This is a genomic window from Reichenbachiella sp., assembly GCF_039941815.1.
Classification (GTDB): Bacteria; Bacteroidota; Bacteroidia; order Cytophagales; family Cyclobacteriaceae; genus Reichenbachiella.
Map to the genome: position 1 here is coordinate 127,840 of NZ_JBDVDW010000057.1, position 23,150 is coordinate 150,989.

Annotated in this window: 21 protein-coding genes and 1 riboswitch; of the genes, 15 read left to right on the plus strand and 6 right to left on the minus strand. The window is 39.8% G+C overall.

The features are described 5' to 3' along the window. Positions 1-191 precede the first annotated feature (191 nt). From ABJF11_RS12500 to ABJF11_RS12530, 7 genes are all read left to right on the plus strand, one after another. Positions 192-710 carry a hypothetical protein gene (locus ABJF11_RS12500; protein ID WP_348120203.1) on the plus strand — a complete coding sequence of 173 codons (519 nt, stop codon included), beginning with the start codon at positions 192-194 and terminating at the stop codon, positions 708-710. Between the two features lie 44 nt (positions 711-754). Then, a complete protein-coding gene (locus ABJF11_RS12505; RefSeq protein WP_348120204.1) occupies positions 755-2,380 on the plus strand; it encodes a tetratricopeptide repeat protein in 1,626 nt (541 codons plus the stop codon). A gap of 165 nt (positions 2,381-2,545) precedes the next feature. Then, entirely contained in the window at positions 2,546-3,124 is a 579-nt protein-coding gene (locus ABJF11_RS12510; RefSeq protein ID WP_348120205.1) for a GNAT family N-acetyltransferase, read from the plus strand. 169 nt (positions 3,125-3,293) lie between these two features. Beyond that, a complete protein-coding gene (locus tag ABJF11_RS12515; protein ID WP_348120206.1) occupies positions 3,294-4,073 on the plus strand; it encodes a LuxR C-terminal-related transcriptional regulator in 780 nt (259 codons plus the stop codon). A 66-nt stretch (positions 4,074-4,139) separates the two neighbouring features. After that, positions 4,140-4,766, plus strand: a complete 627-nt coding sequence (pnuC, locus tag ABJF11_RS12520; RefSeq protein ID WP_348120207.1) for a nicotinamide riboside transporter PnuC — start codon at positions 4,140-4,142, stop codon at positions 4,764-4,766. Beyond that, a complete protein-coding gene (locus ABJF11_RS12525; protein WP_348120208.1) occupies positions 4,730-5,266 on the plus strand; it encodes an ATP-binding protein in 537 nt (178 codons plus the stop codon). Before pnuC ends, ABJF11_RS12525 begins: the two co-directional genes overlap by 37 nt. Before the next feature lie 44 nt (positions 5,267-5,310). Beyond that, positions 5,311-5,418: riboswitch (TPP riboswitch) on the plus strand. A gap of 49 nt (positions 5,419-5,467) precedes the next feature. After that, on the plus strand, positions 5,468-7,711 hold the full coding sequence (locus ABJF11_RS12530; protein WP_348120209.1) for a TonB-dependent receptor: 2,244 nt from the start codon (positions 5,468-5,470) through the stop codon (positions 7,709-7,711). A gap of 180 nt (positions 7,712-7,891) precedes the next feature. On the opposite strand, the gene ABJF11_RS12535 is transcribed toward ABJF11_RS12530, so the two are convergent. Then, on the minus strand, positions 7,892-8,209 hold the full coding sequence (locus ABJF11_RS12535) for a hypothetical protein (protein ID WP_348120210.1): 318 nt from the start codon (positions 8,207-8,209) through the stop codon (positions 7,892-7,894). Positions 8,210-8,692: 483 nt separating this feature from the next. Between ABJF11_RS12535 and dnaX the strand changes: the two genes are divergently transcribed. The 3 genes from dnaX (at position 8,693) to ABJF11_RS12550 (ending at position 10,858) form a co-directional block, all read left to right on the plus strand. After that, a complete protein-coding gene (gene dnaX, locus ABJF11_RS12540) occupies positions 8,693-9,808 on the plus strand; it encodes a DNA polymerase III subunit gamma/tau (RefSeq protein ID WP_348120211.1) in 1,116 nt (371 codons plus the stop codon). Positions 9,809-10,191: 383 nt separating this feature from the next. Beyond that, the gene (locus tag ABJF11_RS12545) at positions 10,192-10,407 is read left to right on the plus strand and encodes a hypothetical protein (RefSeq protein WP_348120212.1); all 216 of its coding nucleotides are present in this window, start codon (positions 10,192-10,194) and stop codon (positions 10,405-10,407) included. 58 nt (positions 10,408-10,465) lie between these two features. Next, entirely contained in the window at positions 10,466-10,858 is a 393-nt protein-coding gene (locus ABJF11_RS12550; RefSeq protein WP_348120213.1) for a RidA family protein, read from the plus strand. A 13-nt stretch (positions 10,859-10,871) separates the two neighbouring features. Here ABJF11_RS12550 and ABJF11_RS12555 read toward each other — a convergent pair whose 3' ends face one another. Continuing rightward, entirely contained in the window at positions 10,872-12,758 is a 1,887-nt protein-coding gene (locus ABJF11_RS12555) for a LysM peptidoglycan-binding domain-containing protein (RefSeq protein ID WP_348120214.1), read from the minus strand. Next, a complete protein-coding gene (locus ABJF11_RS12560; RefSeq protein WP_348120215.1) occupies positions 12,755-13,396 on the minus strand; it encodes an O-methyltransferase in 642 nt (213 codons plus the stop codon). Before ABJF11_RS12560 ends, ABJF11_RS12555 begins: the two co-directional genes overlap by 4 nt. Positions 13,397-13,532: 136 nt before the next feature. Between ABJF11_RS12560 and ABJF11_RS12565 the strand changes: the two genes are divergently transcribed. From ABJF11_RS12565 to ABJF11_RS12580, 4 genes are all read left to right on the plus strand, one after another. Further along, positions 13,533-14,162: a deoxynucleoside kinase gene (locus ABJF11_RS12565; RefSeq protein ID WP_348120216.1), complete on the plus strand. Its 630-nt coding sequence runs from the start codon at positions 13,533-13,535 to the stop codon at positions 14,160-14,162. Positions 14,163-14,259: 97 nt separating this feature from the next. Next, a complete protein-coding gene (locus ABJF11_RS12570) occupies positions 14,260-16,281 on the plus strand; it encodes a dihydrofolate reductase (RefSeq protein ID WP_348120217.1) in 2,022 nt (673 codons plus the stop codon). 173 nt (positions 16,282-16,454) lie between these two features. Beyond that, positions 16,455-17,051, plus strand: a complete 597-nt coding sequence (locus tag ABJF11_RS12575; RefSeq protein ID WP_348120218.1) for a TetR/AcrR family transcriptional regulator — start codon at positions 16,455-16,457, stop codon at positions 17,049-17,051. Between the two features lie 125 nt (positions 17,052-17,176). Continuing rightward, positions 17,177-17,575 (plus strand): hypothetical protein, encoded by a 399-nt coding sequence (locus ABJF11_RS12580; protein ID WP_348120219.1) that lies wholly within the window; start codon positions 17,177-17,179, stop codon positions 17,573-17,575. Positions 17,576-17,797: 222 nt separating this feature from the next. Here ABJF11_RS12580 and ABJF11_RS12585 read toward each other — a convergent pair whose 3' ends face one another. Further along, positions 17,798-18,298 carry a hypothetical protein gene (locus ABJF11_RS12585; RefSeq protein ID WP_348120220.1) on the minus strand — a complete coding sequence of 167 codons (501 nt, stop codon included), beginning with the start codon at positions 18,296-18,298 and terminating at the stop codon, positions 17,798-17,800. A gap of 137 nt (positions 18,299-18,435) precedes the next feature. Here ABJF11_RS12585 and ABJF11_RS12590 point away from each other — a divergent pair, with 137 nt between their 5' ends. Next, on the plus strand, positions 18,436-20,865 hold the full coding sequence (locus ABJF11_RS12590) for an ABC transporter permease (RefSeq protein WP_348120221.1): 2,430 nt from the start codon (positions 18,436-18,438) through the stop codon (positions 20,863-20,865). An 81-nt stretch (positions 20,866-20,946) separates the two neighbouring features. On the opposite strand, the gene ABJF11_RS12595 is transcribed toward ABJF11_RS12590, so the two are convergent. Both ABJF11_RS12595 and ABJF11_RS12600 read right to left on the minus strand, forming a co-directional pair. Continuing rightward, a complete protein-coding gene (locus tag ABJF11_RS12595; protein WP_348120222.1) occupies positions 20,947-21,630 on the minus strand; it encodes a heavy metal transporter in 684 nt (227 codons plus the stop codon). Positions 21,631-21,718: 88 nt separating this feature from the next. Then, complete coding sequence (locus ABJF11_RS12600) at positions 21,719-23,149, minus strand: TolC family protein (RefSeq protein ID WP_348120223.1); 1,431 nt, start codon at positions 23,147-23,149, stop codon at positions 21,719-21,721. Position 23,150: the final 1 nt, after the last annotated feature.

Genomic DNA, 23,150 nt, shown 5'->3' on the forward strand with positions numbered 1-23,150 from the left:
CCAGCTTCTTGTCAGATTCATGGCTGTAAGTTAATAATTAAATGCTACATCAGCGGATAATCAGGCACGATATGGGTGTCAGGTCGATAAAATATAATCGTTATGCCTATTTATGCCTGTTAATTTTGGGCCGTCATTTTACAAATAATATTAACTTTAGCTAATATTACAGATATACAAGATTTACCCACATGATCAAACAGCTACTACTAATAGCCTTCATTTCCAATAGTTTGTTCTCCTGTACTCAGCGAGCTTCGGATCCGTCTGCTCCACCTGAGGAGAAGCATCCTAGCGAACTGACTTATATAGATATATACAATTTGGCTCTGGCAGCCGAAAACGGTGGTGGACTGGATTTTCACGGTGATGCCTTCGGAAATGAAGCTACAGGTGATATAAGTATCTATGCGAGTGGCAACTGCAGCAAAGATAATTGTGGCAAGTCCCTGATCATGGAAAACAAAAATACCGAGAAATCTATCGGAGTTGTAATCAAGGCAAAATTCAAATTGCCGGGAAATAAGATCAATGAAATGGTAAGGCTATATCAGCTCTCTGCTGGTCAGACTACTTCGATTGGTTGTTCTCATATTTGTCATCAAGATAATTCGTATATGATCCAGAGAGAGATTATATCAGCAGGATATGTTGAGATAGAAATCCCTAACAAGGCTTCAATAGATTCCACTATGCAAGAACCCAGCTGATTTCTTTTGTAAATAAACCAATTTTTACATTCATCCATCTGATCATGATAAAATCACTTTCCTTTTTGGTTTTGATGTTGATTTTTTCTCCTGCTGTATTTGCACAGTTGGATTCATTGATCGCACTTACTGATACCATAAAAAGCACAGATGAAAAAGTGGATTGGATGCTGGGTACCGCTTATGACTACTACACGACAGATCCAGACCTGACAGAAAAGCTTGGCTTGCAAGCTTTAGAAATTTCAAGGGAGACAGGCTATGAATTTGGTGTCGCCAGAGCACATCACATATTGGGAATAGCCTATTGGACCGTAGGCTTGCTTGAAAAAGGACTAAGAGAAAACCTGGCAGCACAAAAGATCTACGAAAATTTGAACGAGGAGAGATGGCTAAGGATTATCAAAATGAATACGGCCAATATTTATAGTGACTTAAAGCAGCACGAAAAAGCCATAGAATTATTGAAGACCGTCATAGAAATGGCGAAGATCGAGCAGGATAGCCAGCTGCTTGCTTGGATGTACAACAATATAGGCACTGAGTATCGCAAACTAGGTGATTTTGACTCCGCACTGACTTATCTGGTCTTAGACTTACCATATGTCGAGGCACTCAAGGATACTGTAGGTGTGGCACTGGTCAACAACAATATTGCAGTAGCCCTCAACAGCAAAAAGCAATTTGCAGAAGCTTTGGAGTATTTGGAGGTAGCTAGAAAGCAGCTAAAACTGAAAGAAAGCAAAAAAAGACTAGCTGAAGTGTACACTAACTTTGCTTCTAACTATGCTGAACTTGGCTATCTGGAAAAAGATAAAATATATTTAGACTCTGCCTTGGTGCTGGCCATAGAAATCAACGCTAAGGAGATTGAACAAGAAGTGTATTTAGGGCTGTCTGATTACTTTCATCGAATTGGTGATTACAAAAATGCCTTGGATTATTACGAGAAAAATGTAACTCTCAAAGATTCGATTAGCAGTGCTGATGTTCAAAAAGAGACTGAAATTTTGCAACTTCAATATGATGATGAAAAGAAGGCCAGACAGCTGGTAATCTTAGAAAAACAGCAAGCAAAAGATCGCTTTGATTTTTGGCTACTTGTCATTCTGTCGTCTGCTATCTTTTTGATTAGTGTACTTATTATGTACACTCTTCACCTAAGGGTACGAAATTCTCGCATGAGCCAGAAAGAGCTTCAATCGCAACTGGAACAGAAAAACAAAGAGCTTACCTCCTACGCACTCAACTTTATCCAAAAAAATGAGTTGCTCAATGAGTTGACGGATAAAATTTCAGAGCTCAAAAAACAATCTGATTCCAAATCAATAAAGGAATTGAATCAAATGAATGGCATTATCAACAGCAGCTTTCGAATGGATCAAGACTGGGACAATTTCAAACTCATGTTTGAGGAGCTACATGGGGACTTTTTCTCCAGGCTCAAAGAGAAGTTCCCTGAATTAGGTAATGCTGAACTAAAGTTGTGTGCTTTGCTAAGACTCAATATGAACCTCAAAGAATCTTCCCGCATACTTGGGATCTCTGCTGATAGCGTGAAAACAGCCAGATACAGATTAAGAAAGAAATTAGGGCTTGCCACTGAAGATAATTTGGTCGATTTTCTCATCAAATTCGATGGTGAATCGCAGCATCTCGCAATAGCTTAACAATTCGGAGAAAAACATAACGTTCTATTTTTCAGTGTGTTACATACTTATGTTTACCCATTGTTCACCTCACTCTTACAGCCTGTTCACCTCTTGTCCACCTGGATAATTTAAAAACCGTTGTCGACACCAATACATTTGAATCATCAAACAAACGAATGTATAATGAACAAGTCAACTACGCTGAATAGAGGATTTCTATTCAAAATGCAGCAAGCCGGCAGTGGCTTAGAGATATTTGCCGAAGCAGTGCTCAATGTGTTCTCAAAAGCAATGGGGCAATACAAACTGAGACGAATCAGGCCTCAGGATGATGAAAAAGTAAGCGAGCTAATCAAAAAAATATTGCTCGAAAGAGGCGGATTGGGAATAGAATCTCTGTACTATGATCGTGAGCTATCCTGCCTGTCCGAATATTACACTAGGGACATGAGCCGATTCAATGTACTCACCTATCAAGAAGAAATAATAGGTACGGTAGGTATAGGTCGTACGGAGCAAGAAAACATCTGTGAAATCAAGAAACTCTACCTGCACAAAGACAGCAGGCATAAAGGCCTTGGCAAAGTACTATTTAACAATGCACTAACACAAGCCTCTAGAATGGGATATGAGCATTGCCAAGTCACCATGGAAATAAGAAATGAATCTTTCTATTCTTTTCTCCTGAAAAATGGATTCAAGGAGCTCCCACACACTACCAACAACCCTTATGAAATTCAACTCTGCAAATCTTTAAACTAGCTATAAGTTGATGATCAACCTCTAACAACACTCGGAATAAGCAAGTCCGAGTGTTTTTTTTTGCTAAATAAATCCATAGAATTTAATATTGATTATATTAGTGCTTCAGACTTTTGACCAATCTCCTACTGAATAATTAATTGGAATCAGCTTAGGATTACATTTCTCTATGGACAAAAGAATCATCTCGGATTACTCAGAAATTTTCGAAAGTTATCAGGAATTTAAGGGCGACTTTCTCGAAAGTCATATTTCAAAACTCAGAGAACTTGATAAATACATGCCCCACAGTTCCACCTTCTTTTGTATCACCAATACTACTACACGCTCATTTGAGTATGTAAGCAAAAATTTTCATAGTTGTACTGGTCTCGACGTGAATGAAATGTGTGAACAAGGCATGACTTTCTGGTGGGAACGTATGCATAATGATGAAATGAATCTTTGGCTGGAATCCCTCAATGATCTTATGGCATTTACCATGTCAAAAGTTGACCTTCATGACAGAAAGAAAGTCAGCTACACCTGGAACTACCGCATCAAAGTTGCCGATGGCTCTTATCGCCCGTTGCTTCAGCACACTACGCCCATGTATTTTGATGAAGAAGGCAAGCCCGTCATAGGCCTTGCGCACTATAGTATACTACCTATGATTAGCTCCGCTCTACCTATTCAGGCCACCGCCAAAATGCTGAACAAGAATAATGAATATGAAACAATCTTTTTCAAGACTTACAGTCAGGTTAAGCTCATAGCAGATCAGATTACCTATAGGGAGAGAGATATTATCAGACTGGTTTCCTTTGGAAATAGCACACAAGAAATAGCTGATAAGCTGTTTATATCTGCTAACACCGTTAACTCTCATCGACGAAACATCCTTAAAAAAACTGACTGTAAAAATACTTCCGAACTGGTTGCACGAAGCATCCGAGAAGGCATGATTTAATCTTGAATAATATTCCGTCGATTGTTATTAATATTGCCAATTATTTTATTCCGACATTCCTAATTCATGATACAAGAAATAGTCAACTATGCCCTTGGTATAGATCTTTATGAGCTGCTAGGTTTGATTTTCGGGCTATTAGCCGTTTGGTATCTGATCAAAGAAAGCATATTGACCTGGCCAGCCGGAATTCTCTACGTGCTCGTATCCTTTGTTGTCTTTTGGCAAATCAAACTCTATGGAGACCTCCTGCTGCATGTGATTTTCTTAGCGCTGAATATTTATGGGTGGTATTTTTGGATATATGGAAACAAAAACAATTCAGACACACTACCAATCACAGTTTATGGATGGTATCAAAATCTAATCATATTAGCTCTGTCCATACTTGGCATCTTTGGTTTTGGACTCTTTCTTAGCAACATCCATCTCATTTGGCCACATATTCCTGAGGCCGCTCTTCCCTACTGGGACTCTACGACTTCCATTCTTAGCGTGACCGGTATCTGGCTCATGACAAAGAAGAAGCTTGAAAACTGGTATTATTGGTTTGTAGTAGATGTTCTCGCGTGTGGTATCTATTTTTACAAAGGCATTTATTTTTATTCAATCTTATATGGGGTCTACATTGTGATGGCAGTGATGGGCTACTTAGCATGGAAAAAATCACCCAACCTACAACTAAAATCATAATTACGGGGCCTGAATGTACTGGTAAATCTACATTGTCCAGGCAGCTCAGCGAATATTTCGAACAGCCTTGGCTGCCCGAGTATGCAAGGACCTATTTGTCCCAGCTGGATCGCCCATATCAGCAAGAGGATCTCCTTGAGATAGCTAAAGGGCAAATTGAATGTGAGAATACTCTGCTTGGTGAAAACCATAATCAGGTCTTTATGGATACCAGTCTGGAGGTCATAAAAATCTGGTCAGAATGGAAATATAGACACTGCGACAATCATATAGTCGATAGCTTGAAGGCCAGAAAAGCGGATTTCTACCTACTACTTTCACCCGATATGTCATGGGAACAGGACCCTTTAAGAGAAAACCCCGATGACCGTGAGCTACTTTTCGATATTTATAAACAAGAACTGGAATCACTTGGTTGTCCTTATGAAGTAATCTCAGGACTTGGCTTACTCAGAACAAGAAGAGCAATCAAAGCAATAAACAATTACTTTCGGTGGTAGAGTCTTAAAGATTTGTTTTTTACAAAACTATTCAGATAACTTTGCGCCTATTAAGGGGGTGCCTAAACGGTGAAATTACCTACAGGCTGAGATTATACCCATAGAACCTGATGCCGATAATGCGGTCGAAGGGAAATAGTGGTACGCTAAAGACAGAAGAACCCTTAGCTTTTGTCAAGTATTAACTGATAATTTAATTAAATGAAAAATGTATTTCTGGCCCTGACCATGTTCCTGGGCTTTCATACACATGCACAAAATGAAGCATCGTATGACTCTATCAAAACTGTAGACTTAAAAGAAGTAGTGGTATCATCTACCCGTGCCACAGAAAAAACACCAATGACCTTTAATACCTTGAAAAAAGAGGTCATCGAAAGAAATAATACGGGAAGAGACCTTCCCTACTTATTGGAAATGACCCCATCTACTGTAACCACCTCGGATGCGGGTGCTGGAGTTGGATATACCGGAATCAGAATCAGAGGTAGTGATGCTCAACGGGTAAACGTAACGCTTAACGGTATCCCATACAATGACCCCGAATCTCAAGGGGTTTTCTGGGTAAATCTGCCTGATTTTGCCTCATCGGTTTCCAGTATTCAAGTACAACGCGGACTTGGTACATCTACCAATGGAGCTGGGGCCTTTGGAGCCTCCGTCAACATTGAAACTGACGGATTGAATCGAGAATCTTATGTGGAACTAAATAATTCCATTGGTTCTTTTAACACACGCAAACACACCGTCAAGGTTGGCACAGGATTACTGTCAAATCAATTTGCTTTCGACGCCAGGTTGTCTCAAATCACATCTGACGGATATGTTGACCGAGCGAGTTCAGATCTGACTTCCTATTTTGTTTCTGGCGGGTACTATGGTAAAAAATCACTGATCAAATTCAACATTTTCTCAGGCCATGAGACAACTTATCAATCCTGGTACGGTGTGCCGGAGTCTCGAATAGAGAATGACGTGGACGGCATGAATGCCTATGTAGCACGAAACGGTTTGAGTTCAGCGGACTCACTCAATTTGCTCACTTCCGGCAGAACTTATAATCAATACACCTATGACAACGAGGTGGATGACTATGAGCAAACACATTATCAATTGATCTCTGCATTTGATCTTTCAAATACCTTAACATTCAATGTAGCTCTGTTCCTGATTCATGGTGAAGGGTACTTTGAGCAGTATAAAGAGGATCGAGACCTTGCTGACTATGGTCTACAAGAGATATCGATTGGTGGACAAACCATTACCAGCACTGATTTGATACAACGTCGATGGTTAAACAACAATTTCTACGGTACAACATTTTCACTTGACTATCAACCCAACAACAGCTTCAAGCTGACTCTTGGAGGAGCCTGGAGTGAATACGACGGCGATCATTTTGGACGAATTATTTGGTCTCAATATGCCAGCAATGGGAGCATCAGACATCCCTATTATGAAAACAATAGCGTGAAAAATGATTTCAATATTTTCGCTAAAGCCATTTATGATCTCACTGATCAGCTCTCTCTATTCGGAGACCTTCAGTACCGTAGCGTAAGCTATACCATGAAGGGCGATGACAATGATGGACTTGTGCTTGATCAGTCACATGACTTCAGTTTTTTTAATCCCAAGTTTGGTTTGAAATATAAAATTAATGAGAATTCAAGCGTTTATGCCTCTTTGGCAGTGGGATCCAAAGAGCCCATACGATCAGACTTCACTGATCATCCTATAGGCCAGGAACCAAAATCAGAAAAACTTAGAGACCTGGAAGTAGGATATTCAAGAGCGAGTGAAAACTACAGTTTTAAGGCCAATTTCTACTGGATGGATTATGAAGACCAGCTGGTGCCTACTGGCGAATTAAACGATGTAGGTTCATCTCTTAGATCCAACGTGGACAAAAGCTATAGAAGAGGTATTGAACTTCAGTTTGGCTATCAGCTACTACCTGAGCTTAGCGTAAGCGCAAATGCGTCTTTGAGTCAGAATAGAATAGATAGTTTTGACGAAACCATTTACAATTATGGCTTGGGCTGGGACGAATACAATGCAGATGTGGTCTCTCACAAAGCATCTGACATTGCCTTTTCTCCTAACGTAGTCGCTGGTGGAAGCCTGAACTATGCTCCGATTAAGGGGGTGAACATCCAATGGGTACATAAGTATGTAGGTAGCCAATATCTGGACAACACATCGTCTGATACACGAAAACTAGATGCTTATTATATAAGCGACGCGCTGGTGAGCTACTCGCTCAAAGGAGAGAAATTCCAATCCATATCGCTTAATCTAGCCGTTTACAACGTATTCAACAAGGTGTACTCAGCAAACGGATATACTTGGGGCTATAGAGGAGGTGGAGAAGAAATTAGAGAGAATTTCTATTACCCACAGGCTGGCACCAATTTTATGATTGGACTCAATATTAAGCTTTGATAATTGATTATTTTCTGATTCTGAATATCAAGAAATAACATTGAATAAGGCCATGGCAACACTGCGGTTGCTATGGCCTTATTTATTACCAAAGTATTTCATTTGGTCTGAGGCAAATGATATTTCTTCCTACCTTGAGTGATCTCAGATGCTAGAACTACAAGACCTCGGATAAGCGAACTACTTCTTTTTTGACTTCTTGAGCTCGGTCACTTCACCTTCGCTGAGTGCACGCATGTACTTCTCTTTTACCGCTCCTTCTCTTCCACTATGCCATTGACGTACCCAATATTTCTTTTTTGTCATGTGACTGTGTACCACAGCCTCCACTTGAGATCCGTCCTTCATCGTGACCATCACATGCTGATGAATATGAAATGCTTTTTTTGGTTTGGCTGATTCTTTTTTCGGCCTGTGATTCATTTTCTTTTGAGCAGAAGCAGAACCAGAAAAGAGAAATAAGAAGAGAACAGAAGCAAATATTAATTTTAAATACATGGCTAATTAGGTTTTGTTTATTCAAAAGTAATAATTACAATAATGGCAACCAGACAGGATCGAAAATTTTAAATTTTTTTTATCATGTATCTTAATATTTTAGAAAACTGGATGATATTTTCTGACGGGTTTCATTCTAGTTTATACATTCTCCACTAGCCATGTCCCTAAGGCACTGGCTGTACGACACCAGAACTGATTATTCGATAGAAGCAATTAATACTGTAGAGTCAAATCGACTATACGATGCTGCTCCCTTTTAAGGTAATTTTAAACTTCGATTCTAGGCATCACGACTTTTGTCAAACTCATTTCTTTTACAAAGACCCCCTACTTTTTTATGGATGTATTGTTTTGTATTATTTGTTGAAAGAATTTCTCTGATTTTGAGAATTTAACATACCGTCTCATTAGAGATGAGTTTTTTGAATTATTGATTCCATTTTTGAGTAAAAATTATTGTCGGATTACTATCTTGCGCCCATGGAAAATTTTGTAGTATCGGCACGTAAGTACAGACCACTCGGCTTTGATGAAGTCGTGGGTCAGGGCCATATTACAACTACTTTAAAAAATGCCATTGACAACAATCACCTCGCGCAAGCCTTATTGTTTTGTGGTCCTCGTGGTGTTGGCAAGACGACCTGTGCTAGAATTTTAGCACGCATGGTCAACAAGTTCGAAGAGCAAAGCTCAGGTGAATCATCCAACGCACTCAATATTTACGAACTGGATGCTGCCTCAAACAATTCGGTTGAAGATATCCGGAACCTAATTGATCAGGTACGATACCCTCCTCAGCAAGGAACTCATAAAGTCTACATCATAGATGAGGTTCACATGCTCTCCAACCAGGCTTTCAATGCTTTTTTGAAAACTTTGGAAGAACCACCCTCCTATGCCATATTTATACTGGCTACAACAGAAAAGCACAAGGTCATCCCAACGATCTTGTCCAGATGTCAGATTTTTGATTTCAATAGAATAGAAATTGACGACATTACTTACCAGCTCAAAAAAATAGCGGAGAAAGAGAATATTGACTGTGAAGAAGAGGCGCTACACTTGATAGCCCAAAAGGCAGATGGCGCATTGAGAGATGCTTTATCCATTTTTGACCTCATAGTTACCTTCTCCTCCGGAAGCAAAGTAACCTATCAGGATACGATCAAAAACCTGCACATCCTTGACTACGATTACTTCTTCAAACTTACCGATATGCTCGATCAGGGCAACGTATCTCAGGCACTCGTCACCTATGACGAAATTCTGAAAAATGGATTTGATGGTCACAATTTTCTCATTGGATTATCGGAGCATTTTAGAAATGTAATGGTTTGTAAAGACCCGGAAACAGTCAAGCTGTTAAATGTCTCAAAAAACATTCAGGAAAAATATCTTGATCAGTCGAAGAACATTTCGCTTTCGTTCCTAATGTCTGGATTGAATATTCTCAATCTGGCCGATCTTAACTTTAAGTCCAGCAAGAACCAGAGATTGCACGTAGAGTTGGCCTTGATGAAGCTAGGCTACTTGAAAGATGCCATCAATGTGTCAGCCCAACAGGGAGCTGACATAAAAAAAAAAGTGACGGCGTAGATACTACGACGTCAAAAGCGACTAAACCCGATCCCAGCTCCACTCATTCATCTGCTACCAAAACCACCACACCCACAATACAGGATGCAACTTCTGTAACCACACCCAAAGTTTCAATACCAAAGACTGCATCGATTGATGCGAAAAAAGACACTCCGAGTCTCAACAAGATATTCGACAAGAAGGAAGAAATAACTAAAGAATCCAAACCAGATTCTCCAACTCCATCTGATGAGCCACAAGCTGAAATAACTCAAGAGCTCGTTAGACAGCAACTAGATCAGTATATAAGTAAGAAAAGTATAACCGGAGCTGTTAAAATCATATTATCCAAGCCCATAAAAGTCGAGGGAAACAAAATCGCGCTCACCATAACCAACTCCGTGGAAATCGCAATGATTGAAAACATTGAAGTCGAACTTCTCGGTTTTCTACGCACCACTCTAAAAAATAGCGGCGTAGCCTTTAGTTATGACATCACAGAAGATGCAGAAGAACGTCGACCATACACCAGCGAGGAAAAATTTAAGGCGATGGCAAAGAAAAATCCGGCATTGATAAAACTTGCAGACGAATTCGGCCTGGATACCGATCATTGATCCAACTGGATTTCCTGGTATTAATCGGTCGGAATTTCACAAATAATCAATCGAATCAATGAGTAACAAGAAGTATATCATCACAGGCAAAGGACTTCCAAAATGGGATAACCCAATCAGTCATGCGGTAGTAGTCAACAATATGTGTTTTGTGAGTGGACAATTATCGGTGGGTAGCAATGGGAGGTATATTCCTGGTACTGCATTGGAAGAAGCAAAAAATGCTTTTAAAAATTTCTTTGCCGCCATAAGCAATAGTGGCTTTGATCAGAGTGACATTGTTTTTATTGACATTGCTTTTGACGATTTGAAAGACCAACCTGAAATAGACGAATTGTACAAAAGTCTTTTCCCGCCTAATCAGAGACCTGCTCGTACCATTTATCAAGCTGAGAGCCTTCCTTTCGGTGGAAAAATTAAAATCACCGGAACAGCAGTAAAAGACTTATAAGCGGTTGCACCAATTATTTCACCCGCAGGCGTTCTCCTACATCGAGATTAAAATTATCCTTTTGATTGAGTCTCAAAAGGTGCTCAATCGAAATGTCATATTTCTTTGAGATACCATACATGGTGTCACCGGGTTCTACCACATGAAAGTTGACAGATTCTGAAGACGGTTGCTGAGTATTTGACTCAACCGTACCATGAATGATCAATTTCTGTCCAATACTGAGTGAGGTGCCATACAAGTCATTCCATTCGATGAGGTCTTCTACTGATACTCCTGTTTTCTGCGCTATACCATATAATGTTTCTCCTTTCTCTACCATGTGTGAAGTTACCAGGATGGGTTCATCTAGTTCAGATATAGCCTCCACCACCTCATCTTGAATCGTATCTTCTTCCGTTTGCGTTTCATCTTCCTCAGTACCATGATCTATTCGTGTCTCAACGGAATCTTTGCTGTTTTCTATTGGCTGCAATTTCGATTCATTCTCTTCTGTGCCTACAACAGGAGTGGGTGATGATACAGGTATCTTTTTCAAAGGCACCTTAACTTTTTTGAGCGGAATGGCCTCGTCTACAGGTAGCTTTGGTAGCTCACGATATTCTATGGGCATATTGGCCGGTCTCTTTTTGTGCAACCACAATACACGGCCTGGAGCTATATCATCTATAATTGATAGGCGATTAAGTTTTGCCAGCTTTGCTAATTTGATTCCAAACTTTTGAGATACATCCCACAGGTTTTCATTCGGCTGGACCGTATAGAAATATATTTTACCCTTATTACGCTTTGGCTTCGTGTAGTAAATCTCTCCTTCCTTGATAATATCAGTCATTTTCAGGTCATTGTACTTAGCAAATCTCTCGGGCGATAAATTGGCTTTTATGGCCAGCACATTGATACCATCACCGGACTTGGCCAGAATAGACGGCAAGCCGTTGATCTTTATGTAAATGGTACCGGAAATATTGAGGTCTTTATCGATTGAAGGGTAAATTTTGACTGACAGCAGACCATCATCTGATGACTCGTCTTCGTCTTCCTTTGATACCGGTTTGGTCTTCCCTGATTTGAACTTTGGAGCTTTCCCACGCACAGGAATCATTACGGAATACTCTTTCTCTCCTGGTATCTTATTTGTCTTCAGCCATTTATTGTATTTCTTAAGTTCCGTTTCATCCACTTTGGCCTCTTTAGCTATGGAACCTAATGTTTTGCCTTTACCTTTTCTATATTCTACCAAACTTAGTCCCTTACTGTTTGGTCCGCTCGTAATTCCCTCATATGCGATTTTGTGAGCCAAAAACCTCACTACATACCAATGGGTTTTTCCATCAAGGGTCATTTTTTTTTTGCCAAAATTACCTTTATCGACATACTTCCCTGCTCCGCCTCGACCAGTCATGTGTGCCAAAATCGTGTAGACCCAATTATCAAAGTAGAAATTGTGACGTTTAAAATACTTAGCAGCTCCATGGGTAGAAGCCACAATATTTAATCTTTCGTCCACGCTGCGATCAATCCTAAGTCCGACTTCTCGTCCCGTAAAATCTTTGAATTGCCAAAAGCCCACCGCGTTAGCTGATGAGACGGCATCTGAGATCAAGGCACTTTCCTGTAGGGCCAAAAACTTGAAGTCAGTAGGAATACCTTCTTCTTTTAATACTTTCTCTATGTACGGAAAATATAATCTAGCTCGATCAGCCTTGATTTCCATATACTTAGGGCTTTTAATTAAGGCATCCACATCCTTCTGTATATTTCGTCTGGCCGCATCCGAAATTTTCAATTTCATATCTCCAAGAGTAATTTCGCTTGGTACACGGACTCTACGCACGTCGTCGACAGCAAGAACCATCGTCGAATAGAAGCACAACAGGAGTATTAGGTATTTGATCATAACACGCGCAATATCATCAGGCCATCTCGTACAGGCAATAGAACATTTTCGACCCTTGGGTCTTCGTGGATTTTTTGATTAAATTCAATCAAAGCTTTAGTGTCTTTATCTCCAGCTTTTGGTTTGGAAACAACTTTACCACTCCATAAAATATTGTCTGCGATAATAAATCCTCCGGTAGTCATTTTATCAATAACCAACTCGTAGTATTTATAATAGTTAGTCTTGTCTGCATCTATAAAAACCAAATCAAACTTACGATTTAGAGAAGGGATCAAATCCAAGGCATTGCCGACAAGGTATTCCAGTCGATCTGAGTAGACAGACTCTTGAAAGTATTTACTAACCAAAGGCTCCAATTCTTCATTGATGTCAAGGGTAATGAGGCGACCGTCTTCTGCCAGGCCTTCTGCCAGACAAAGGGCAGAATAGCCGGTATAAGTACCTATTTCCAAAACAGCCCTGGGCTTGATCATGTGAGAAATCATCGACAAGATTCTTCCTTGCATGTGTCCTGATAGCATTCGTGGTCGAAGCACGTTGAGGTTTGTCTCTCTGTCAATTTTCTCAAGTAGGTCACCAGCCTTTGAGGTATGCTGGCTAGAGTACTCGCTAATGTCTTTGCTGATAAAGTCCAATTCTGGTTTATTATTTATAGTTGGAGTTTGTTCAAAAATATATACAAATCTCAATAAGTATGGCAATCAAAGAATTTATCCACAATCGATAAATCATGCTGTGATTAATCGGTCGTCTATTAAATTTGTGATGATAATGACGGAACCCAAGCATATCGCGGTATCGGGCAACATAGGCGCCGGAAAAACTACCTTGACAGAAATGCTCGCCAAACACTATGGCTGGCAGGCAGAGTTTGAGGATGTAGAAGACAATCCATATCTAGCCGACTTTTATGGAGACATGAGTAAGTGGTCATTTCACCTCCAGGTATACTTTCTGAACAGTCGATTCGAGCAGGTGAATAAAGTTCGAAACGGAGAAAAAACCGTAATTCAGGACAGAACTATTTACGAAGACGCCTATATTTTTGCTAAAAGCTTACATAATCAGGGATACTTTAATGATCGGGATTATAGCAATTATTTGACATTGTTTGACTCCATGATCAATTTTGTAAAAGCCCCTGACTTGCTCATATATCTTCGATCCGATATTGACAAGTTGGTAAAGAACATCGAAAAGCGTGGCCGAGAATACGAAAGTGCTATTAGAATAGATTATTTACAGGGGCTGAACACGCATTATAACGACTGGATAAGCAATTACAAAGAAGGAAAACTCCTAATCATAGATGTGAATGACCTGGATTTTGTACAAAACCAGGAAGATTTTGCCGGTATTGTTTCCAAAATAGACGTAGAGTTACACGGACTTTTTAGCTAGCAAACATCTATTTGCTCCACTCAAATGATTTTCTATGGTGATTTCCTACATGAATTGTATATTGCGAGATTGTTTAAAAACACACACCCACTAAGATATGAGAAAGCAGATAACCTATTTATTATTATTAACATTGGTCTGGGCTTGTACGCCGTCTACAGTCAATGAAGAACCTGTTTCAAAAGCCGGAGATGATTTTGTTTGGAAAACCGAACAATTTGCAGATTTAAAAATCATCAGATACCAAATCCCTGGTTTTGATCAATTGTCACTTGACCAGAAAAAATTGGTCTACTACCTTACCCAAGCGGGGCTATCTGGTAGAGACATTATTTGGGATCAGAACTACAGACACAATTTGACTATCCGAACCGCACTGGAGAATATAATAACCAATTTCACAGGCGAAAAGGATAACAGCGAATGGAACGAATTGATGATTTATGCCAAACGAGTATGGTTCTCCAATGGAATACATCATCATTATTCAATGGCTAAAATCGAACCGGGATTCCGTCAAGAATATTTCCAAAGTTTACTTGATGAAACCAATACAAAGCTTGATGAAGCAATTGTCAATGTAATATTCGACCCAAGCATTGATAACAAAAAAGTAAACTTAGATCCTGACAAAGGATTGCTCATAGGTTCGGCCACTAACTTTTATGATCCGGATATCACTGCAGAAGAGGTTGAGGAGTTTTATAATCAAATCATCGACAGAAGTGCTGAAGAGCCAATTTCTTATGGTTTGAACTCTAAACTTGTAAGAGATGAAAACGGCAAATTGAGAGAAGAAGTCTGGAAATCAGGAGGCATGTATGGTCCCGCGATCAACCAAATCATGGGATGGTTGGAAAAAGCCGTGGATGTAGCAGAGAATGATGCTCAAAAAAGAGGTTTTGAGTTGCTAATCGAGTACTACAAGACAGGATCGCTGAGCACATGGGACGAATACAATATAGTGTGGGCTGCCGCGACCGAAGGAGATATAGATTATATCAACGGATTCGTCGAGGTCTACAATGACCCAAAAGGCTACCGAGGATCTTATGAATCTATCATTCAGGTCAATGATTTTGATGCATCAGAAAGAATGAAGGTATTGTCAGAAAATGCACAATGGTTTGAAGACAACTCTCCAATCATGGATAGTCATAAGAAAGAAAATGTGGTCGGTGTCAGTTATAAGGTAGTGAATGTTGCCGGTGAGTCTGGTGATGCCTCTCCTTCTACTCCTATCGGAGTCAACTTGCCAAATGCAAATTGGATCAGAGCCAAACACGGATCAAAATCAGTAAGTCTTGGCAACATAATCGACGCTTATGACAAAGCTGGTACGAGTGGATTTCTTGCAGAATTTGCATTCAATGAAGCCGAAATCGAAAGAGCTCGACAGCATGGTGAAATTGGTGATAAAATGCATACTGCCTTGCATGAGGTGATAGGGCATGCTTCTGGTAAGCTCAACCCAGGCGTAGGTACACCAAAGGAAACACTTAAAAGTTATGCCTCTACGATCGAGGAAGGCAGAGCTGATCTGGTCGGATTATATTTTCTGATGGAACCCAAACTGGTTGAACTCGGATTGATCGAGAGCCTGGAAGTGGGTAAGGAAGAATATGACGGCTACATTAGAAATGGTATGATGACTCAGCTGAGAAGACTCAAATTGGGTGAAGACATAGAAGAAGCTCATATGAGAAATAGAGCTTGGGTATCAGCCTGGTCATTTGAACAAGGAATGGAGGATAATGTGATCGAAAAAGTAGTAAAAGAAGGGAAAACTTATTTCGTAGTCAATGACTATGAGAAACTGAGAGAGATCTTTGGCAGACTGCTAAGAGAAACACAAAGAATCAAATCTGAAGGTGATTATGAAGCTGCTAAAGCTTTAGTCGAAGGATATGGAGTAAAAGTAGATACGGGGTTGCATGAAGAGGTGCTGGAAAGAGCGTCTAAACTGAAAGGAGCGCCTTATGGTGGTTTTATCAATCCCGAACTGGTACCAGTGACTGATGATGCTGGAAATGTAGTTGATATTGAGGTCCAGTATCCAATGGACTTCACTAAACAAATGATGGACTATAGCAAGAAATACTCTTTTTTGACTAACTGAGATAGCTTGAAATAAGCTTAGGCGCTAAACCGAAGTTAATAGCGTAGAGATAGATGAACATTCAAAGACTGAAATACGGAGTGAGAGTAAAACACCCTGCTCCGTATTTCATCTTAATTCGACATTTGAATTAACCCTTTAATAATTAGGAGAAATATTGTATAATTAATTAGATGGCCGATAAAAAAGAACAAATATTAGATGCTGCCAAGCAGCTATTCAATCGACAGGGATATTCGAAAACTAGCGTAGACGATATCTCTCAGGCCGTCGGGATGAGAAAATCCTCGCTTTATTACTACTTCAAGAATAAGGAAGACTTATTCATGTGCTCATTCAAAAATGACTGGGGAGAAAAATTCAAGCTTTTTGAAAAAGAAGCAAACAAGGAAAATAAGCCTTCAGAGAAAATTCTAACTTATATCACGCAATCTCTCAATTATTACGAAAAGGTAGTGATCGAACACAGAATACCGGTGAAGGCACTTATTGAGACCAGGAATCTTTATCGATCATTCGTAAATAAGATAAATCGTGGTGGTATTGAATTTTATATTACAGCCATCAACGAAGGGATTCAAAGTGGCGAATTCAAAGAATGTGAAGTTGAAAAAGTAGCTGAAGCACTGTTTCTAATCAAGTTCTCAATACAGTACGACCAGTTGAGCATGTTTCTCCACACCTATCCCAGTGAAGAAGATTGGACGCATATCCGAGAACAAATATTATATGCTGTAGGTCTGGTTTTGAATGGAATTAGAAAAATCTAGAATTATTTTTCGAACAAAACAACCTTTTGTTCGAATCATCGTTAAATTTGCAAAAGATCCCGTAAAGGGATTTTAATTTGACAGAAATTCGAACGTTTAACCAATTTGTTCTAAACATCTAAAACATGAAAAAATTAGCTTTACTCCTTATTGTAGCACTACTTTCGTCGGTGACTACGTTTGCACAAGAAATTCCTAAGAAAGAATTTACTATCACTGTATCAGATAAAAACATTGCTGTACAGCCAGGTGAAACAAAAAAGTATGAGGTGACTTTGAATAGATCCAAATCTTACAAAAAAACAGCTATAGATCTATTAATTGACTCTTCCCTACCTCAAGGCGTCACAGTATCATTTGAGAACGGTACGAACCCGATGATCAATAGAGTAATGATCGTATCAGCTGCAGACAATGCAGAACCGTTCAATAAGGCGATCATCCTCAAGGGTAAGTCTCTCAGAGCTAGTAAAGGCGTCATGCTTAAATTAAGCGTAAGCGACGAGACCTACACAGCCAACTAAGAAATCATTATTGTTTTGTTGATTAAGAGGACAGTCATTTTTGTGACTGTCCTTTTTTATATCCAACCAGATATGCCTGATAATTATCTGGTGATTGATGATCATTCGAAATACCTTTAACTTCCGTCTCGATGGATTCAATCTACCAACCTGACAATATGCTCTCCACTTATGCCTTGCCTTCTTCATTGCCACTTTTAGGATCTCGGTATTTCTCAAGGGCTAAAAAGGAGATAGTCGTCGTACTTTTTCTATGAGCTCATCAAGCTCAATTCTATAGTCATATTGCAAATCTTCGTGCATACTTTGGAGCGCCTTTTCTATTTTTTTCAATTGATTTTTAAGAAGATTGATCATGACTTTGCTGTGACCTAGTGGTAAGTCCAACTCAAGAAGTGACTTGCAAAAAAACATCAATATCTCCAGCTCAGTTTGCTTATTACCCGAGTACCGTATTTGCTTGGCAGCAAGGCGTAATGCCTTTCTAATCGTCTTCTTGGCCAAATACATGCTACTTGTATTTACCGTTGAGAATGCCTCTACAATATCTTCCTTGACCTGTTCTATGTAGAATGATTCATTATCAGACTCAAGCAACAAGTAATGCAACAGTTCTTTATTTTCCTTTTTATAACGTGCAAGCCGAAAACAGACCGCCAACAACTCATCAGCAGGCAGCATTTTCAGTTCTTTTTTCAATTCACTTAACGAAGCTGTGTACATCACCAGATTTTTTTGTAATAACTTTAGACATCTTTCGTCTAACATGCAACCAAAAAGGAACTCACTGCATCTTTTAACGAAGATCTAATTAATAGCGGCAAGTTCAACAAGAAAACTCAAATCAAAAACTCAATATCATGCTTAAAAATTTTTATCTCACCGCAATTAGAAATTTGCTTAAACACAAAAGCTATTTTCTGATTAACATCAGTGGCCTTGCCATTGGTATCGCCAGTTTCATTTTTATTTCACTTTACATCATCAATGAACTCAGCTATGACAAATTTCATAGCCAATCAGAGAACACGTATCGCGTGCATGTTCATGGACAAATGATGGGTCAAGCCATGGACATGGCAGTGACAGCCACACCAATGGCTCAGGCTTTAATCAGTGAATTTCCTGATGTGTCCAAAGTCACCCGAATCAAAGAAAGCGGTGCCTGGTTTATTGGTCGGGGCAATAAGAAGTTCAACGAAGACGGGGTGCTATTTGCAGACTCTAGTTTTTTTGATGTATTCGATTTCAAGCTTTTGTCTGGAAATAGAGAAACTGCATTGGTAAAACCCAGATCTGTTGTACTCACAGCGTCTTATGCTAAAAAATACTTTGGTGATGAAGATCCGCTGGGGCAAAAACTTACGGTAGAACAAGACACCATTTTCTATACGGTCACGGGAGTCATGGAAGATGTACCTGATCACTCACACATCCAATTTGATATGATGGGTTCTATGAGTACCTATCGTCATTGGTTGAACAACAATCAGTGGGTCAGTCACAACCATTATACTTATGTCGTTCTCAATGAAAACGCCAATGTTCAAGAATTTGAAGAGAAGCTTCAGGGTTTAGTTTACAAATATGTGGGCCCACAGGTAGAGCAATTTCTAGGTACAACTATGGATGCATGGGAAAGTGCCGGTAATTCATTTGGGTATTATCTAATGCCATTAGAGGACATCTATCTACATTCAAGTGTAGATGAAGAAATGGAGGCTAATAGCGACATATCCTATATCTACATTTACTCCCTGATTGCCATTATTCTACTTTTTATCGCGATCATCAACTTTGTAAACCTGGCGACAGCGCAATCCTCCTCCAGAGCCAAAGAAGTAGGCATCAGAAAGGTAGTTGGCTCCAGCAAGAAAAGATTGGTGACTCAGTTCATCTTCGAATCAATAGTAGTCTCTTCTATCGCCACTATATTGGCCTCACTCCTGGTTTTCTTCCTCACTCCGTATTTTATTGAATTGATCGGTAAAGAGATCGCATATTCTTTGACCTCAAGTATGTGGAGCGTTGCAATACTTGCCGGACTCGCCATTGTGATCGGTGTCATGGCAGGATTTTATCCATCATTTGTTTTAGCAGCCTTCCAGCCTGTACATGTACTGAAAGGTACAATGAGTGCTGGAGCAAAATCCGGTTGGATGAGAAATCTACTCGTGGTGATACAGTTTACGGCGGCGATCATTATTATCATCGGAACCATTGTAGTATACAATCAAATTGATTTTATGCTCAATAAAAATCTTGGATTTGACAAAGAGCAAATAGTTGTGATTAGACGCTCTGATGTGTTGAGAAAGAACCTGGAAACCTTCAAAAACAATCTACTTAAAAACCCTAACATCAAAGAGGTGGCTAATGCTATGTCGTTGCCTGGAAAGGATCGATACAACAATAATGCACACATGACAGAAGAGAATCCTGATTCTCCGTATTTGCTTTATGAAAATCGCGTGAGCTTTGGATATGCTGAACTCATGAATTTAGAATTGGTGCAAGGAAGGTTTTTCTCAAAGGACTATCCATCCGATTCTAGCGCTGTGGTGATCAACGAATCCGCGGTTCGCACCATTGGTTATGTTGATCCGCTTGGTAAAAAATTCTTGGACCCTAACTCTGATGGCACCAGTTCAAGACCGATGACCATCATAGGTGTAGTAAAGGACTATCATATTGAATCACTCCATAAAAGAATCGAGCCTGTGATGCTGAGACTCATGCCTGGCAACTGGGAGGGCTATGTGACTGTAAAACTGAGCAATACACACAATGTCCGTGAAACGCTACAATACATTGAAAAAACATGGTTTGATCACTCTTACAACAAACCGTTTCAATATTTCTTTTTTGATGATGACTATGCCAAGCTCTACAATTCTGAGTCTACCACTGCTCAGGTATTTGTAGTCTTTGCAGGGTTGTCAATATTCATCGCTTGTCTGGGTCTGATCGGTCTGGTGACGTATACCGCGGCCATCAGAAAAAAAGAAATCGGGATTAGAAAAGTACTCGGTGCAAGTACAGGCACTTTGATCAAACTACTGTCTAATGAAATAGTGAAGCTGATCGTAATCTCTACATTGATTGCCTGGCCGCTCGCCTACTTCGCGACAGACTACTGGCTTCAAAATTTTGCCGACAGGCTGGCGATTAGTCCCTGGATCTACATCACATCTACTTTTGTAGTTGTATTTATTGGAAGTCTTGCGATCAGTTTTCAAACGATCAAGGCTTCGATGAGCAATCCGGTGGATTCTTTAAGACAAGAATAATCTACCATTAGGATCATCAGAATAAAATAGGGTCATAATCTACAAAAGGTTATGACCGTTTTTTATTAGATCATAGAACAACTACATCATCCGTTTTTCGAGTAATTTTTGATAATGAATAGATAAATACTCTTTTATACTATCATAAAATTCCTCCAGCTCCATTTCATCCAAGTCAATTGTGACCTGACTTTTGTCAGTCAGTGAAACTCCCAATTTGCTAAGAATACCATCATCATCGTTGATCAGTTTGATTTGCCGAATATTGCTGACCAGTAGGATACCTTCTTTCTCATTGTTTTTGTATTCTATCTCATTATCTGTCAACCGTAAAAAATCATTATAGTTATTGATTCCTGATACGAGTTTACTCGCCACAGGTGCAGTTAGACAGACGGCGGCCCAGGGGACAAAACTGTATAGGTTCAAATCATAGTTAGCATAGAGAAAAACCACAATAACTGGTATGGACAGGTAAATCAAGACCTGAATTCGAAGTTTGCTTCTGTGGTTTCTAAATACAACTTCTGTTTCTGATGGGTTGATCTGGACAGGAAACAGAAGCTCTTCCCATAGAATCAAAACCATAACTGTGACTGCACTACTGACCAGAAACATGCCTAAATACATGTTCGCCCCTGCTTCAGTATCTGGCATTGGGGTTTCAAAAATGCGTCCTGCCAAGAAGAAGGACAAACCAAAAATCAACAACAGTATGCCTATGCTATACTCTATAGGTAACTTAGCTCTTATTATTTTTCCCATTGGTATTTGTTTTTAATGATTGTTGAGGAGCGTCTGGTCATTTTCGATGGACAGACGCTCCTTGTGTAATTTTTATAACTAGCAGGAATTATTGCCAGCCACCTCCCAGGGCGCGATAGACATTGATCCAGGCATGCATTTGCTCCATTTTGGTCTCAATCAACTCAAATCTGGATTCTAAAGCATCTCTCTGCGTAAGCATTACTTCCATATAGTCAGCCCTTGCTGATCTGAAAAGATTGTTGGATATGACGATGGACTCGTTGAGTGCTTGCACCCGTTGTAGCTTCAAATCATAACTGTTTTGCAGGTTATTGATATTTGAAAGCTGATTAGCCACTTCTATATAGGCATTCAATACCGTTTGTTCATAATTATAAACAGCCTGTATCTGTTTTGCGTTGGCATTGAAATAAATGGCTTTGATCGCATTTCTGTTAACCAAAGGAGCAACTATATCTCCAAATAAAGAATAGGTCAAGGAGGTCGGTGTATTAAGCAGATATTTAGGGTTGAACGCCTGATACCCTATACCTGCAGAAATTCCCACTGTTGGATAGAAATTGGCTCTAGCCACGTCTATATCCAATCTGGCCGCCATCAACTCCAACTCGGCTTGTCTAATATCCGGTCGGTTTTTCAGCAACTGAGATGGAATCCCTGCCTGGATAGAATCAGGGATAATATTGACAAATCCGTCCGAATCGCGCACAATAGATTGTGGATAACGACCCAGTAGAAAATTGATTTTGTTTTCTGTTTCAATGATCTCCTGCTGAATTTCAAACTGGATACTTTTTGTATCAAATACTTCGGCTTCAAATCGCCTGACCGCTAACTCTGTGACTCTTCCTGATAGTTTTTGCAGCCTCACAATTTTCAATGCATTCTCTTGAATTTCGATGTTCTGCTTCACAATATCCAGCTGATTGTCCAGCGCAAGCAATTCGAAATATGAATTGGCTATTTCAGCAATCAAATTGGTACGCATGAGATTTCTTCCTTCCACGGAAGACAAGTATCTGGTATAAGCCGCTTTTTTGGAATTTCTGAGCTTTCGCCAAACATCAACTTCCCAAGTAGCCTGCGCGCCAATCATAAAATCACCGAGTGGTTCTGGAAACTCCTTCCCTTCTTTGATTTCATGATTTTCTTCCACTACCCCATTTCTAGTATAGTGGCCCGATTTCTCAACACCAGCACCGGCCCGTAAATCCACAGCCGGTAAAATTTCTCCTTTCCTTGCTTTCACTTCATTTCGGGATACCTCCATCTCCTGTAAGAAAATGTTCAGCTCCTGATTGTTGAACAATGCGGTATCAATGAGCGCCACCAGATGTTGATCTTTGAAATAATCCTTCCAGTTGATATTAGCGGCATTCAACGTGTCAATATTCCCAGAAAACTGATCCGGAATCACCGTGCCGGCTTCCTTTACGACTAATTGAGGAGCACATGCATCTATGACAACTGCTAGCATGGCTATAGCCAAACTTCTATATATGGCATTTGTTTTCATA

What these genes read in the sequence shown, in the direction of transcription:
- ABJF11_RS12500 (WP_348120203.1), top strand. Translation starts at nt 192, where the DNA reads ATGATCAAACAGCTACTACTAATAGCCTTCATTTCCAATAGTTTGTTC.
- ABJF11_RS12505 (WP_348120204.1), top strand. Translation starts at nt 755, where the DNA reads ATGATAAAATCACTTTCCTTTTTGGTTTTGATGTTGATTTTTTCTCCT.
- ABJF11_RS12510 (WP_348120205.1), top strand. Translation starts at nt 2,546, where the DNA reads ATGAACAAGTCAACTACGCTGAATAGAGGATTTCTATTCAAAATGCAG.
- ABJF11_RS12515 (WP_348120206.1), top strand. Translation starts at nt 3,294, where the DNA reads ATGGACAAAAGAATCATCTCGGATTACTCAGAAATTTTCGAAAGTTAT.
- pnuC (WP_348120207.1), top strand. Translation starts at nt 4,140, where the DNA reads ATGATACAAGAAATAGTCAACTATGCCCTTGGTATAGATCTTTATGAG.
- ABJF11_RS12525 (WP_348120208.1), top strand. Translation starts at nt 4,730, where the DNA reads ATGGAAAAAATCACCCAACCTACAACTAAAATCATAATTACGGGGCCT.
- ABJF11_RS12530 (WP_348120209.1), top strand. Translation starts at nt 5,468, where the DNA reads ATGAAAAATGTATTTCTGGCCCTGACCATGTTCCTGGGCTTTCATACA.
- ABJF11_RS12535 (WP_348120210.1), bottom strand. Translation starts at nt 8,209, where the DNA reads ATGTATTTAAAATTAATATTTGCTTCTGTTCTCTTCTTATTTCTCTTT.
- dnaX (WP_348120211.1), top strand. Translation starts at nt 8,693, where the DNA reads ATGGAAAATTTTGTAGTATCGGCACGTAAGTACAGACCACTCGGCTTT.
- ABJF11_RS12550 (WP_348120213.1), top strand. Translation starts at nt 10,466, where the DNA reads ATGAGTAACAAGAAGTATATCATCACAGGCAAAGGACTTCCAAAATGG.
- ABJF11_RS12555 (WP_348120214.1), bottom strand. Translation starts at nt 12,758, where the DNA reads ATGATCAAATACCTAATACTCCTGTTGTGCTTCTATTCGACGATGGTT.
- ABJF11_RS12565 (WP_348120216.1), top strand. Translation starts at nt 13,533, where the DNA reads ATGACGGAACCCAAGCATATCGCGGTATCGGGCAACATAGGCGCCGGA.
- ABJF11_RS12570 (WP_348120217.1), top strand. Translation starts at nt 14,260, where the DNA reads ATGAGAAAGCAGATAACCTATTTATTATTATTAACATTGGTCTGGGCT.
- ABJF11_RS12575 (WP_348120218.1), top strand. Translation starts at nt 16,455, where the DNA reads ATGGCCGATAAAAAAGAACAAATATTAGATGCTGCCAAGCAGCTATTC.
- ABJF11_RS12580 (WP_348120219.1), top strand. Translation starts at nt 17,177, where the DNA reads ATGAAAAAATTAGCTTTACTCCTTATTGTAGCACTACTTTCGTCGGTG.
- ABJF11_RS12585 (WP_348120220.1), bottom strand. Translation starts at nt 18,298, where the DNA reads ATGTACACAGCTTCGTTAAGTGAATTGAAAAAAGAACTGAAAATGCTG.
- ABJF11_RS12590 (WP_348120221.1), top strand. Translation starts at nt 18,436, where the DNA reads ATGCTTAAAAATTTTTATCTCACCGCAATTAGAAATTTGCTTAAACAC.
- ABJF11_RS12595 (WP_348120222.1), bottom strand. Translation starts at nt 21,630, where the DNA reads ATGGGAAAAATAATAAGAGCTAAGTTACCTATAGAGTATAGCATAGGC.
- ABJF11_RS12600 (WP_348120223.1), bottom strand. Translation starts at nt 23,149, where the DNA reads ATGAAAACAAATGCCATATATAGAAGTTTGGCTATAGCCATGCTAGCA.